Origin of the sequence: Candidatus Velamenicoccus archaeovorus (assembly GCF_004102945.1) — a bacterium.
Lineage (GTDB): Bacteria > Omnitrophota > Gorgyraeia > Velamenicoccales > Velamenicoccaceae > Velamenicoccus > Velamenicoccus archaeovorus.
The window spans coordinates 96,802-113,282 of the sequence record NZ_CP019384.1; the positions used below are offsets into that span (position 1 = coordinate 96,802).

Sequence of the window (16,481 nt, forward strand, 5' to 3'; positions counted from 1 at the left end):
TTCCTCCTGTCGTCAAACTGGAAGTCACGCCCGGCGTTTTCCGGAACTACATGAGAGTCGAATTGACAGGCGCATCTCGGCAGGCCTTCGGTTTCGTCATGAGGCGTCTGGCTGCCGAAACAGAAAGGTTTGTCGGCGAAATAGAGCAGTGGCTTGAGCAGTGCGGCGGCGACGGCATCAAGCAAAGGGTTTCTTCTTTCGAAGAGAGCATTTCCGTAGAGAATATCGCTTCATTGTGGTCTGCGACCGAAGCGTTGTCTTCGATGCCGATATATTTTATCAGCACGGCAGAGCATTATTTACGCAATAAAGTGACATCTCTGGGAGGATTTGTCAATTGGTGCCTCTCTGACAAGGAAAGCAAAAGACAACTCGGCATTGAGAGTCTACGTGATGCGATTGGATCTTTCAGGGATGTGGTTGGGCTGTTCCGTTCTGCTGCCGATGCAGCCACAATGTTGGTCCATCATGAGGTTAACACCATCGACATAGAGATGTCCCTTGCTTCTCTGAAAAAGATGGAAGTAGTTTCTATTTCTTCTCCGGCTTTGAAGGGGAAAGTATCCTGGCAGGTGGAGATATGCGACAACAGAAATAAAATAATTGCTGATCCAACGGCCCCTGCGGTACGGACCTACCGTGGCAGGTTGACCGATACCGATTCTCCTGTTATGTCCGAGACTTCGTCTCGGTCGGGATATTCCGCTTTTGAAGCTGGGTATCTTGTTTCGCGCGGCCTCAGTGATCCGTGCGGCTTAACAGGAGCAGGGGTCGTTGGGGAAAATTTGAGCTCTCCGGCGAATTTCACAAAAGCCATCGCGGAGATGTTCCGTCATCACAAGGGCACATTCAGGGCCGCCGACCTTGATGCAGGTGACGGTGCTTTTGTCGTGAGACTCGGGAAGTTCCTGCGGAACCTCAGTCTCTTTGAACAGGTCAAAGTAGCCGGCGTCGAGCCATTGTCGTTCTGCATCGACAAGGCCCTTGTTGCGGAAGCCGCCAGGAATGGCGACAGAGTCCTTTATGGCGAAGCACAGGATCACATCGCTTCCGCCTCAATAGATTTAGTCACCATCAACAATATCACGCGCGACGATGAATTGCTGGCGCAGGCCTTCAGGATTTTGAAGCCTTCCGGATTGCTCGTCGTGACAGTCGAACAGATGGATGTGGAGAGCGGCAAAGTCGGCAATCTCAAGGCCAAGCTTGCAGCGGCAGGCTATCGTGTGGAGACGTTGGAAGTATCCGGCTATCCTTATCCTGTCGGATCGCCTTATCTTATCGGCGCAATCCTCGCGGCACATAAGGTCACAGTCTCTTCCCCCACCATCGCCCTGAACATGCGCTGCTACACCATCCCGTTCCCGTTCCCGGACATGATGCGCGGCCGCGGGGTCAACCGGCCGGAGTGGCTGGAGTCTTATGTCCTGGCAGGGGTCCTCTTGCGCCTCAACCGCAACGAGGACCATTTGATCGCCGTCAACGACATCTACAACGCCGCCGAGGCGGCCTTCAGGGACCACATGCTGCCGTTTGACCAGGGCAGGCTTGTGGATCTCCTGGAAGGCCTGCGCCGCAGGGGCCTGGTCCGCAATGCCGCCAACGGCGCCTTTGACATCGAGACGATCACAGGGACCCAGGTCGTCTTCGACCTGAATCCGCGCCTGGTTGCCACTTGGGCCGATGACACCGCATACATCCAGCACGACTTGAAAAAAGCCGCCAAGGCCGGCCGCCGCGAATTCCTCGCCGCGATAGACATGTACGCCCAATTCGCCCAAGGCTGGAGCATCTATCCTGTGGAAGCCAATTATCCTGTCCTGCGCGCGGTCGCCCTCATGAGCCAGAGAGACCACGAGCAGATGGTCTCATACTTGTTGAGCCGCAGCCAGTGGGAGAGGCTGCCCTTGATCGACGCCGTGCTCCTGATGCTTGATCCCCAGGCAGCCACGGTCGACTGGCTGGCCTCGCAGGCGCCTCAGCTTCTGCACCGCAGCATCTATTTTGTCGCCGCCGAGATCTCATTGCTCGCCGGCGGCCTGGGCCGGGTCATGCAGTATCATGGCACCGGCATGCACCAGCTGGGCGCCGACATCATCTGCATGGAGCCCTTCTACCGCAAGCACCGCGACAAGACAGGCGCCGTCCACCCCCTGGATTACACAGACCCCCATGCCGTGCCGCTGCCTGTCCGGGACCTTCAGAAGCTCGATAAGACCTTCAACACCTTTGTCCAGGGCCAGTACGTGACCTTCGAGGCCTACACGGCCGTTAACGGCATCGGCGTCTTGACCTACCTCATCCGCGACACCGACGGCCGGTTCGTCAACATCCTCTATGAATACGGCACGCCTGATTCCCCGGCCTCCAACTATGAGTTCACCGAGTTCTTCACCAAGGCGAGCTTGGAGCTCATCCGTTACCTGGAGCTTGAGAAGAAACACAGGCTGGGCTCCGGCTACAAGGCGCCCTTGGTCGACTGCAACGACGGCCAGGTCCTGCCTCTGGCCGCCTGGAGGAAGATCTTCTACAGCGACGCCTCCGCGATCATGCATGCGGACGTCGATGACAATAACCTTCTGGAGACCTACGAGATCTTCAAGGATGCCGTCTTCTGCGGCACGACCCACACCTACCGCAACCGCGTCATGATCTCGGACTTCGAATACGGCAAACGTTACCTCAAGGCCGCCGGCGTCCCTGACGAATGGCTCTGGGTCTTCTTGAGGGATGAGTTCGGTACCAAGATATGGGACTTCACCTCGGCCGGCGTGCGCTGCGCCGACGTCGCCAAGGCCGTCAGCGCCATCCACGGCTTTGAGATGAACAGCCGCGATCCGGGTGTGCGGCTTTATGGCGTCACCAACGGCGACAACCGCATGTACTCTTCTGAATTCTTGCGCGCCGCCTTAATGAAGCACGACATCGATGAATACGAGTACCTGACGGCCGAACAAGTGGCGATCGGCAAGCGCCAGGCCAAGGAAGACTCGGGCTTCGGCCTCAAAGCCGACCAAATGGTCATCTCTTACTCAGGCCGCCTCGTGGCTGAAAAGGCAGGACGCTTCAGGGCCTTCACCGACGCCAACATCGAGGCCTGGGTCAAGGCCGGCATCCAGGTCGTCATCTTCGGCAATGTCCAGCCCTATGAGGAGTCGCGCCGGATCGGCCAGGACCTCGAGCATCTCCAGGAGAGATTATCGAAGGCGGGTTACGCGGGTCAGTTCATCTTCAGAGGCAAGTTCAACATCGACGACCAGAGGCGCCTGCTCGCCGCCTCTGACATCCAGATCCAGGATTCGGACCGCTACACCGGCGCCTCCGAATACACCGAGGCCGATGTCTCGGCCAATGCGGGCCTGCAGATGGGCGCGCCCTTCTGGGAGGGCATCATCCAGCGCCAGGGCCTGGCTGTCAACAGGCGCACCCAGACCGGCAACACCCTCATCCCGGCGGCGACCAGCGACAGGGACTACCGCAGGATCGTCTTCTGGGCCAACGAAGAGTTCCAAAGAGGCACGCTTAGCATCTACCAGGCCCAGTCGATCCGTCTGAGCCGCTACCTGGGCGCGCTCATCACAGGCGCCGAATACCTGCGTCTGTGGAACAGCGCGATCTTCAACCACCAGAAGAGCCCGGCCAAGCCGCGCGTCTGCGGCGAGGCGGCCATCGAGGACGTGACGCTCCTGGCCTACAGCGCCGAAGGCGTCAAGAACGTCGCGCGCAACGGCGATGTCTTCAGCCTGGATGCAGACAACAACGAGGAGCTTGAATTGACGGCCAAGATCGACCTGGCAGGCTGGGACACCGTCAACTACGGCAAGAGCGGCATCATACCTTTTGACATGGTCCGCGCCGATCTGGTCAACGACTTCGGCATCCGCGTGCCTCTGTGCCTCAAGCGCCGCGTGGACAGCCACGTGGAGTTCTACACCAAGATCCCCACAGACCTGCCTCTGCCCATGGAAGGGGAGCTGGAGGTGACCTCCGGCGTCTGGAAGGCGGCCAAGGTCGTCAAGCTCCTGCTCAACGGCAACAACAACACGCCAGAGCCTCAGGCTGAAGAGATCTCGTCTCCTGGCGTCAACAGCACACAAGAAGATCCAGAGAAGACAGCCGGCGTGGATGATGTGAATCAGACCAGGGCGGCACCTCAGGAGTCAAAGGTTCTGTCTTCTCCCTCGCTTTCGCTCCCCTCGACAAGCTCGGGACTTCGTCCTTCGACTGACTCAGGACTTCGCAGGACATCATCGCAGAGTCACTCCAGCCCTTCGCTTCGCTCAGGACGTCGACCTCGGATTGAAACAAACCTGGATATTTTGGCTTCAGTCTCCAGCCCTTCGCTTCAAAATCAATGCGGCTATCAGGAAATAAATAAAGCTGATTTAGTTGGCGTCCTCGGCGCCTCTTTCATTGCAGACAAGAGCCTGAATATTTCTTTTGTCTGTGAGCACTGCGGGGTTCAGGTTTCTCCTCTTCATGGCGGCTTTAGAGACCACTGTCCGCATTGTCTTTGGTCGAAACATCTGGATAACGCCCCTGGTGACCGTGCCAACAAATGCAAAGGCAACCTGGAGCCGATCGGACTCATGTATAACGGTAAAAAAGGATGGATGATTTTATATCGTTGCACAGAGTGCGGCACGATCAAGAAAAACAAGGCGGCGGCCGACGATGAGCCGCAAGTTTTAGCTGAGTTGTCCACAGAGCCTTTATTTATTTCCAGTCCTTCGCTTTCGCTTCCCTCGGCTGGTTCGATTGCGCTCATCACAGGTTTGTCCGGGATTTCCTTCGATCGCAGGGCGTCGTCGGCAGGCTCCTCCAATCCCGCTGTCGATGTTGCCGGTCTGCCCGCGGTGAAGAATGGGTTGCTGCATCCTTTGCATATGGAGCGCCTCATGGCGACCAAAGATGTCGTCAATCCGGATGATGCGCCGCTCGTTGCTATTTCAGGCGCTGCAGGCGCCGACTTCTCCACGCTGCTTCATGCCGTTAATCCGCTCGTGTCTTTCTTTATCTGCAAATATCCCGGTCGATTCTTTAAGACCTCAGCGCCTTATCTGCAGCGCGTTTTGGCCGGAGAGTGGAAACCGTTCATTCAGCGCCATCTTGACCCGGAATATAAGGATAAATATTTTAGCGGCTATGCCAATGGCGCCTTCCTGAACGCAAGGCGTTCGGTTGCCGCGGCGTGTATGTTTGAGCTTGAGGCCCTGGAGATAGACAGGGAAACCATTTATGTCGATACGTATCTGGGATATCCGCGTCTCTCTTTCTTATGGGCTTATCCAGGGACGGCCAACTTTGAAAATTATCAGGTGACATTGATCAATGCCGACGTGACCCGGCCTTCCGAATATCGGTCTCTGTTGGAGTCGTTGACCTTCGATGTGTATTATCAGCGCGCCGCCAATGAAATAGCCGCCGCTTATTACCGCAAGGAATCGTTTATCCGTCAGCTCTACATGCGCATGCGCGCCGGAGGTTATTTTGTCACGGACGATCATCTTTTTGATCCTGACGCCGATCGTTTCTGGGATTGCGGCAAGGATTTTCCGCTGCCCTTGCCCGAGATCGAAATTCCGGGGGTCGGGGAATTAGATCAGAGACTCTCAGATTTTCTCTACGGCGACAATACGGCCGTAGCGGAGGCGCAACGCCATTACGGCTGGATGCTGCGCGTGCGCCGTAAACCTCTGGATGCGCCGGGATCTGTTTCTTTTGGCCGGGAGAGGCAGGGCGGGCCGGCCTCCGTATCTTCCGGGATGTCTTCCTTCGTCAAGGGGCCCGGATCTTTCATGACAGCAGACGGCAGGAAGGTCAGCCTCGTCATGCTCATCAAGGGCGAAGGAAAGGAGCAGAGGATCGCAGATGCTTTAGAGGACTCGATCATCAATGTCGAAGGTGATTTCTGTGTCGTTGAGATCGAAGGGTTCGCGAGGCCTAACGGCGAGCCGCAGCAGTTTGTTTTAAAGCACGTCGTCACCCCCGATATCCTCTCCGGCTGGCCGACGGCCTACATGACTATCCGTCGCAACGCGGAGAGGACGTTGTTTGCAGCAGGTCTGCTGCGCATGATGCTTGCAGACGGGAATTTCAGCGGTCTCCATATCATCGTCCCCGAGATCAGGGTGATCCAAAGAGAGGGCGGCCGAGAGACCTTTATCGCCACGGAATATATCGAGGGTGCGCAAACTCTTGTGGCGACGAAGCTGGGTTCCAACGTTGATGCCAGCCGCATCGCCCGGGCGGAAAACAATGAGTTCCTGGACGTGTATTTCGGCTTATTGCTGTATTGGGCTGACGCGCAGTATCTCTTGAAAGACGGCCGACTCATTCCGTTCGACATGGAAACAAGCCTGGCCCCGCTTTTTTATAACGATCATTCCTACAATGTGCATGGTTATCCTCTGTTGAGCGTCCGGTATGATGCCTATCTGGATGCGGCCCGGAAGATCAGGGAGTTTATCCGGCGCAATGAAGAGCGCGTCAGGGCCCTGATCGTATCGACGGGCGTTGCCGATAACGGCGAGCTGCCTATTGACGCAAAACCCGTTGAACGGGTCACAGAACAGGGGATATGGGATTTTATTGAAATACAGGCTGACCGCCTGGAAGAGGCTGTGGCGCAGACCTTGGCTCGAAAAGAAAGGGTTACCGCCATCAAGTCCTTCGTGAAGAGGGGTAACGCCGCGGCGGATCGCGCAGACGGCGTTTCCTCTGCCGCTATCAATCGCACACAAGAAGATTTACAGAAGACCGCCGGCATCGGCTCTGTCAACCAGACCCGTGCGGCGCCTCAGGAGCCCAAGGTTCTTTCTTCCCCCTCGCTTTCGCTCCCCTCGACAAGCTCGGGACTTCGTCCTTCGACTGGCTCAGGACTTCGCAGGACATCCTCTTTCGAGGAGGCTGCGCACTCGGAATTGGAAGGTGTTAAACCTTATGTCTTGGCCGATTCCTCCAGCCCCGCCACCAACGCCTCCCTCTTAGAGGAGTTCATCACCTCCCTGGATCTCAAGGCCCCGGATGTCGTCCACATCAAGGGACTCCTGCACAAGTACCAGGTCTTGAAGGCCATGAATCCCCAAGACCAGGCTGCCCAGGCCTTGGTCATCGGCCAAAACTTCTATCCCTCAGCCCTCTTGACAGAAGAGCAGCGCTCAACCCTCCTGGGGGCTGTCGACTACGATGATATCGCAGCCGATGCCTCCAACAGGCTCGCTGCCTCAGATGTGGTCATCACCTTCAACCCCATGGACGGCGGCCTGGGCACCTCGGTCAAGCGCGAGCGCTACCTGGAAGAGACCCTGAGCCGGCCCAAGGACGACCCCAAGACAGGCCGCGCCAGGCTCGGCGCCAAGGCGACAGACCTCTACTTCACCTTTGAGATCGAAGGCAAAGATGCCCAAGGCAACCCCAAGACCTTTGAGAAGACCGTCTCCATTGCCGAGATCAAGCTCCTGCGCGTCTTGAAGGACGCCATTCTCTACCGCCAGGCTATCTTCCAGCCCCTGGTCAATGACGACTCCGCCCCCAGCTACCGCAAACTGCTCGATTCCACCTATCTGCCGGATACCTTGGATGAGAGCATCCCCCAGGGCTCCAGGAGGACCTACCGGGAGGCCATGCAGCAATTGAATGTCGGCCTGACCAAAGGTGAAGACGAGATGCTCTTCCAGAAGGACTTACCTATTATTGACATCGAAACAGGCTTATTGACCACCAAGTTCACTGCCCCAGGCGGACACGGCCAATGGGGGGTCAGGCTCCTGTTTGAGGCCTTAAACTTCCACCAGCCCTTTGCTTCCGCTCAAGACCATGCGCCCAGGACCTACATCCGCGCCTTCTACAACGGAGACGGCGCAGCCAACTTCCCGGATGCCAATATCATCGGCTGGATGGCCAAGAACAAGGTCGCCCTGGTCATGATCTCGACCACCAAGGCCGGCTTGGACAAGAAGGGCGGCCAGATCGGCATCCAGGTCATATCAGATCCTTCAACCCCCTCAGGGCTCGGGCCCCAGGGCCCTGGCGTCACCATCCGGGCCCAGATGCTGGAGCTCGCCCAGGCCAAGAAGGTCTCCAAAGAACACGAGCAGCTCTTCTATGCGATAGGCCTCGCCGGCACGCCTGCAGTCCCAGGCCTGGACCCCTTGGGCCGCCAGGCCTCAAGCCTCACCAACGAGCCCGGCGCCCAGTGCTTCAACACCAACATCGCCCTCATCAACTACACGGTCCTGGCCCCGATCCTGAGGGAGGTCGCAAGCTTGGAGAACGTCGAATACGAAGGCGAGATCTTGTCCGGCCATGACTTGGTCGAGCGCATCGTCTCACCTGACTTGATCGAAAACGTCAAAGAGAAGAAGGACTCGAAGAAGTATACCCAATTGGAAGGCGCCATCGGCTCAAGCCTGCTTAACTTGAACGCCTTCTTTGCCACGACCAAGGACGAGAGGATCAAGGACATCCTGCAGAGACACGGCCAAGAGAAGCTCCTGCGCGTCGTCAACGTCGACACCGAAAAGCGCACCCGCTTCTTCACCCCGGTCAAGACCGCCTTTGACTTCTGGTTCCAGGCCTACTCCGACTACTACCGCTTCGATGCAAAGAACTGGACCCTCCAGGATGCCACAGAGAATCAGGTGCCTCCGACCATCAACCTCTCAAGCTACAAGCGCACCCAGGAAACCGGAGACCTTGAACTTGACGACAAAGGCAGGCCCCAGGACGACGGCTTCTACGCAGATGTCCAGAACGTGATCGACTCCTTTGGCACCACCTCGACCAGGCACCTCGACACCTTGAACATCACCGGTCGCATCAGGCTCAACAACGTCATCCTCAAAAACACCGTCACCATCACCTCCGACTACGCCGGCATCTTTGATTTGAATTCCCTGAAGCCCAGACCGGCCTTCGGCACGTTCGGCCAGACAGGCGACGATCTTCTTGTCCTTGACAACACCGCCATCACCATCAACAGGGCAGGAGAGGTGAGCGTCTCATCGGCTGCGAGGGGGGTGAGCTCGGGGGCGAAGAATCAAGCAGCTGATGTTGTCAATATCCTCAGAACGACGGCAAAGGCAAGGTCATTAACCGACGAGGAGATCAGGAGAAGTGTTTCTCTCGTTAAAGAGAATTTCTTCAACAAGGATTTCAGCCAAGGTAAAAATTGGTCGCTTGCGGTGAATGTCCTCATCAAGTGTGCACGGATCAATCCGCGGCTTGTGCGTGACACTTTACGGTATGAATTTACGCAGCCAAAGCACACGCTCGAAGAATACCAGGAGCAATACCGGGCTGTCCTCGGCAAAGAAGAGGCAGACAGGATCTTCTCCGACATCCGTGAAAGCGTCGCCGTGCTGAAGCGCAACAACAAAAACAAAATTGTCGTTTTCAACGCGACGTTCTCAGGCGGTGGAGTCGCAGAGATGATGCTCACCATGGGCAGCATCCTCAAGCTTCTGGGTATCGAGATGGAATGGCATATCATCTATCCGCGAGCCCCTGAATTCTACACCGTGACCAAAACCATCCACAACATCCTGCAAGGCAAAGAGAGCGTTTTAGAGCCTCATCAGCTCGATCTCTTGGATACGGTCAACTTTGACAATGCGCGCATCTTTGAATCCGTGTTTACTGATGAAACCGTTGGGGCTGTCTTTTTTGAAGATCCACAGGTCAACAGCATGGTCAAGGCCGCTGTCCATATCCGTCAGACCATGTTTTCTGCAAAAATGCCCATGTACTTCAGGTTCCATATCGATCTTTCAGGCATTCGCCAGAGAAATCCTTCCGCCATGGACGTCTGGGCCAGGTTTGTCGAGTCTTTGAGGCTTTTGGATTCCGTCTCCGATGCCATCTTGGCCCAGCCGTTTTCCATACCTTCCGAGGCCAATGATATGCGCGCGCCCATTTATTCCCAGCCTCCGGGTATCGACATTCTCGCCGAGAAAAACAGGGTTATCCCCGGCGGCGAGGCGCGGGATATCATCGCTTCAGAGATTACCGATGTTTTTGGAAGGAAGGTCGACTTCTCAAGGCCCGTTATTGTTTCGGGGGCCCGTTTCGATTACTGGAAAGGCCTGACCATTGTCGTGCGTGCCTTCGAAAAACTTGTCGCGGAAAATGTTGTCCCCGGCGATGTCGCCTTGCTTATTTTCGGCAATTACGCAAGCGATGATCCCGAGGGGACCGCCTATTACGAATTGTTGCGTTCCTTGATGGAGAAGTCGCCCTGTAAAGACCGCATGTATCTTGTTGCCAATCCCCACGGACGGCAGGTCGGTTCTCTGTACCGGCTGGCCGCGCATCACAAGATGCCTTATATAGCGCTTTCTCTGAGAGAAGGTTATAACCTGATGGTCGATGAAGCCGTGCGTCAGGGCACTTTGGTCGTCACTTCCAATATCGGCGGCTTGCGTCGTTTCAGGGACGGCAGGGATGCGCTGGTCGTAGATATCCTTGATAGCATAGAGGACCTCCGGGATATCGATTGGATCCAGCCGGGCGGCATGTTGTTTGATGATCTGGCAGAACGTCTTGCAGAGAAGCTCAAGACGATGTTCGTCCTGCCTGTGCAGGAATCTGTATTTCAGTACAAGAAAATCCAGGGCGAAGCCACAAAGAAGGTCTTTCGCGCCTCTCTCATCACGATGATGAGGGATTATCTTAAGAGACCGGCGGATTATTGGAAACAGGGTGAGTCCGGGCTTCTCCAGGATGAAGAAGTGAGCTCTCCCGCGGCGGATGAAAAAGAATTTTTGAGACAGATGGGACGCTCTTTCCCGGGACTCGAGCTCCTGCGGTATCGCTCAGGGGTCAATGTCGTCGTTGTGGACGGGGCGGTCCATAGTGTTCGCGCAGCGGTGTTTCCCGAAAAGACAGGGATATTGAATTTAAATCCTGAAAATATTTTTGAGCTTGAAACGTTTGCGCCGGGAAAAGCAACGTCTTTCAGAGGACCGTATCTGGCGATCCATGGCAATGTCGTCAATGGCCGCCTTGTCGTTGAAAAAACGGAAATAAACATCGCAGAATTGATCAACGCGCTCGCCGGCCGGTTCTCTATCGACAGGCTTTTGCTTCTTTCTTGCAATATCGGCGCCGGCCGGTTAGACCCTCTGGCGATACCGACGGTTTATTCTCGCGAAGGGGGAGTGAGCCGAGGTTCCGATCATCGCGATGTGCTTCTGAACAAGCTGTTCACGGACAAAGGTAGCTGGGTGGTCAAGTATGGAGAAGAATCGAGAGAGTATGCCGGCGATGCCCATCGCGCCATGGCTGCGGGGACTGGCGCGCTTCTTTCCAGCCCTTGCTCAAAGGCAAGAAAACAGGCGTTGCGGCCGTGGAAGGAGATTGAAGGTGTATTTGAAACGCATTATCACGGCCGGGTTTTCCCGACAGGGGAATCCTATTTCGGCCATGTCCTGCGCGTTCTCGAAAAGGTTCGGGAGTATTGCGAGGATGAAGATGTCCAGTTGGCGGCCTTGGCCCATAAGACAGAAGCTGCCCATTTGAAGGACATCTTGAGGGAGGCGGGTTGTGATAAAGACCGCATCCAGCGGATAACGGCCCACGTCAAGGTCCTCCTGGCGGCGACATCGTTGCCTTCCAGTATCGATTACCGCAATAAATACGCCATCCAGAACCGTATCGATTTGATCTTGAAGGTGGCATCGACCTATTCCCTGAGAATTCTGGTGTTGGCGGACAAATTCGCCAGCATCGCCGCCTACAGCGGAGAAAAGGATCTTCTTGACCAGATCGGCTTGATTTACGCACCGATGGCCGAGAGGTTGGGGTTGATCCTTTTGGCGGCGGAGCTCCGGGAAGAAGTCTTCAAGCACAGCCAGCCTCAGCACTATTTCATCACGGAAGCCGAGATCCTGACGGCCCTTCGTGTTTCATCGCGCAACGAAGCCGAAGAATACCTGCGTGCATTGGGCATGACCATCGTCAACTATCTGCATGAGAAGATCGACGGCAGGGTTGCTGTTTACGAGAGGGTCAAAAAGGCTTTTTCGACGTGGCTCAAAGTCCACTTCCGCTCCGACAAATATCCGAGCATTGCGGGGTTGGGCGATTTGTTCGGCATTTCCATCGTCGTGGAGGATGAAGCCGATGTTTATGCCGTCATGAGCTGCCTGGGCGCATTTCCTCCTGACAGCGAACTGCGGCTGGCGGGCCGCAGCTTCGTTCCGGCGGACCCGGCCAATGCCGTTGATACAAAGAAGCTCGACATGGGGCCGGGCCGCCCCATGCTTTTCCGCTATCACCTCGATCTTGTGGATGACCGCGGCTTGAAATATGAGATCCAGGTCTGTTCGGAAGAAGTTTTCAGGGAGATGTTCCTGGGCCATATCGCCCACTGGTCTTTCAAGATCACCCAGCTTCCTTTCAGGCGGCTCAAGACGCAGAAATTCAATGCCGTCGATTTGAGCGGCACCAGGGACATCAAGGATATTTCTGCAAAGATCTCCGAGTATCTGGAACCGTATGTTTTCGTCAACGTCCTCGATACGAGGAATGCCGCCGGCAAAAGGCCGCTGGCCATCAACACCATGCGGTGGCCGGCCGGAACGACGCTGGAAAAACTGGCCGCGGAGCTGAGCCAGGAGGGCTCCAAGAACAAAATGATCGTCAGTCCTTTTGGCAGCTACGTGGCGGACAGCCAAAACCATATGGTCTTAGAAACTTATTTTGTCAGGGGCGCGCATTACATTCTCAGGGACGGCGACCTGGTTGTCATCTCCGACAAGGGGGCCACAAGGGGCGTATCGATTCCTTTGAATTCTACGGTCTTGAAAAGCGCGGGCGGGACATCTGGTTCGGCCCAGGGCGCGATGGAAGGATTGACAGGGGACGACCTTTTCGACGAGAACGGTCTTACTTCGCCGGCTGTGCGGGCAGTTGTTTTTGCCGGCGTCTCCGGTTCGGGCAAGAGCACCTATATCGAGAGATTGCTTGAAGAGCGCGCAGAATCTTTTGTCTATCCCCGCCTGACGACGACGCGGCCGGCCAGGCACGGAGAGACGCCTGACAGGTACCGCGTATTTGTCCATGAAAAGAGCTTCTTGCAGCATCTCCATCGCTTTCATCTTGTGCGCCAACGCCATGGCCACTGGTATGGCATCGCCGCCGGGGAGTTGGAGGAGGCCGAACAGGCAGACAAGGCAGTTCTTTTTGATACCTCTTCCTATGAAAGCCTGACGATGCTCAAGGCGGAATTCTCGTCTGTCCATGCGGCCCTTGTCCTGCCGGTAGCGCGGCGGCAGTTGAGCCGGATGACGGAAAAAGAACTGAGGCATGTGCTGTCTTCGAGGATGGCGCATCGCAAGATGAACGGGCAGGAATTGGACATCCGTCTCGCCGAAGCGGTGACCAACCTGAGGATTTTTGAAGAGAGGATCGGCGAATTCGACAGGGTCCTTGAAAACGGCGCCCCTCAAGACAAAGACAGGAACTTTGCCATCCTTGCGTCGTGGTTGTCGGATGTGTCTTCGCCTGCAATCAAGGCCCGGCCTGTTTTTGTTGATGCAAAAAAGAAAGCGCTTTCCTCGCCGGCCCTTTGTGCGTCGGATCCGGCATCCATTCGTCAGGCGATCCGCGCGGCAAAAGAAGAAGGCCGCGGCGTCCTTCTCCAGGGGGCCGTCCAGGACTGGGGCAAGGCCCACCGGAAAGATATCAATAAGTATCACCAGGCATTGATACTGACCAGCGGTATCCAGATCGAATTGCCGCTGGGGTTAGGGTCTGTTGACGCCTACAGGAGTTTGAGGAGCAGCAACGTTGTGCTGATCGATCCTCAGAAACCTGCGTTGCCGGAATTGAGGAACGCCTGGTATGAACCGGCGACAGGCGAACTTTATCTCTTTTCATCCATTCAGGAGGGGGCGGACGCCGATCTGGTATTACGACTTATGGAGGGTGTGGCTACAGGCATAGCGAGGCAGCGTATCCTTCTGGGTGGAGCAGAATGGAATGACTCTGTCGTTGAGACCCTGCAGCATCATTTCGCCGCTGGCCTCGAAATCCAGATCAAGCGCCAGCGGGATTCTTGGCCGTCGGCAGCCAGGCACCATTTTGCTTTTATCACGCCGGAGTATTTTGATGTGGCCAAAATCGGAGGTCTGTCCGACGCGACATCGGGCCTGGCCAGGCAATTGGCCGGCCAGGGACATGAGGTCAGCGTGTTTACCTTTAAATACGCCTCTCATCCCGTCGGCAATATCGGCTTAAAGACGATAGGAAACGTTTGGGTGGATTTCGGCGACAGACCGGCGGTTGTCGTCACGGTGAGCAAAGCCGAGATAGGCAAGCTCACCATTTACACGTTGGAACATGATTATGTCACGCGCCGCCCGTATATGGACGATATCGGTTTGCAGCAGGCGGTTGTTTTATCCAGAGGGGCCTTGGAGGCAATGATGGCTTTCGGGATCAGGCCTGATATCATCAATGCACACGATTGGCAGGCAGCCTTGAGTATGGCCTATATGCAGGCGCATCCACGGTATCGGGAATATTTCGCATCCGCGCGGCGGATCTATACGATCCACAACATCAGCCACCAGGGCCGCTATGAAAAGAGGGATTATTTCAGGACCGGCCTGCCGTGGAGTGAATTTGCCGGCGGCGCCCTTGAATTCTATGGCGGTTTCAATCTGGTGAAGGCCGGTATTGTCTATGCGCAGAAGGTCAATACGGTCAGCCCAAGCCATGCCTTCGAGTTGTTGACGAAGGCAGGGGGCCATGGCTTGGACGGCGTCCTGCGGGCCAAAGGATTTGATTTTTGCGGCATCTTGAACGGCGTTGATAGTGAAGTCTTCGATCCTTCCCGTGATCCGTTTATCGCGCAGCATTACGATGCCGACAGCGCCATGCAAGCCAAGGTTGTCAACAAAATGGACATGCAGAGGCGCCTGGGGCTTACCGTCGATCCTCGTGCGATCGTCATTGCCCTTGTGGCGCGCCTCGACAACCAGAAAGGTGTTGAGCTCCTGGGAGACAGGATCCGTAAATTCCTGGCAGATCATCCGGATGTCCAGGTGGTTATCGGCGGTCCCGAATATGACAGGAAGGCCGTGGACAAGATCCGCAATCTTCCTTGGGAAGCCATCGGCAGGGGGAGGGCTTATGTTCTGCCCGCGTATATCCATGAAGACCAGGCGCATCGTATTTTTGCCGGCGCCGATATCTTCCTGGTGCCGTCGTTCCATGAGCCTTGCGGCCTGACGCAGATGATCGCCTGCCGTTACGGCGCGATCCCTGTTGTTCGGCGCGTGGGCGGCTTGGCCGATACGATCGAGAATTATGACGAAATGACAGGAACAGGGAATGGTTTCGTTTTCGACAATTACAATGATGAGGAATTGTTCCGTGAAATACAGCGGGCGGTCCATTTGCGCCGGAAGCCGGATCTCTGGCAACGCATTGTCCGGCAGGCCATGCATAAAGATTTCAGCTGGGGGTTGAGTGCTATCAATTACAGCCTGTTGTATGAAGATGCGCTTGTCTTTTTCGGCAAGGATGTTTCTTCGCCGGCGCAGGCAGGGAATAGTTCTTTGAGGACTGAGGTCCACGATATCAAAAACAAGGTCGTGGCCGCAACCGGCTTGGTCAATCTGCTCAAGAGGGTCGGTGAAAGGAGCGGTGTATCTGACGAAGCCGTCTCATCTTTGCAGGCCGTTTTTGAAAACGGCGCCAAGACTGAGGCCGTGTTTGCCAAATATCTGAGCGGCCAGACAAGCGATGAGGAAATCCTCGAATACTTGCGCGAAAACATCCAGAGATTTGTAAGTATGGAGCAGGAATTCGCGCGGTGGCATGAGGCGGCGGGGGATCTGCCGGCTTTTGCTTCCCGCGAACAGGCCATCGCGGGTGTCCGTGAGAGTCTTGAGGCGACGGTGGCCAGGACAAAAACCCTTCTCTACACATGGCTGGGACGGTCGATGACATATGACCAGCTGCGCACGTTCCTTGCCGGCACCGTCGATTATTTCGGGTCTGTTTATTCCGTCGAAAGCCTGCGTCTTGAGATTGCGCCGAACGTCCCCGTCAACGGCGTCTTTACTTATTTCGATATGGCGAGGACCCACCTTGAAGAGCTCCTCTATAACGCCTGGAAATACGGTGATAAAAAACAAATCACGGTCAGGGCAGCGGTGGCCAAGGGGAATGAGCTGGAGATCAGGGTCATCAACACAGGCAGGCCCCTGAGCCGCCGGGAGTTGAAAGACATTTTTGTGTCCGGCAGCCGTTGCGAGGGGACCGAAGGGATCGAGGGTTATGGCCTGGGCCTTCCGGCCATGCGTCAGGATATTGAGGTCGTCGGAGGCAGGATTTTGGCGTATAGCCATCCGCAGCAGGACCTGGTTTCCATCGGTTTCAGGCTTCCTTTGAACGGCCCTGTCGCAGGCCTTCCTTTTGTCCTGAACCGTTTTCCCGGCAGGCTGATCGTTGTTTGCGGCCTGGCTGGC

Annotated in this window: 1 protein-coding gene (running past both ends of the window); it reads left to right on the forward strand. The window is 56.0% G+C overall.

All 16,481 nt of this window come from inside a single coding sequence — locus BU251_RS00160, peptide arginase family protein, on the forward strand. Of the gene's 119,061 coding nucleotides, 66,976 precede the window and 35,604 follow it; the stretch shown corresponds to coding positions 66,977–83,457 (codon 22,326, partial, through codon 27,819, complete); the first complete codon in view begins at position 3. Both codon boundaries (start and stop) fall beyond the window edges.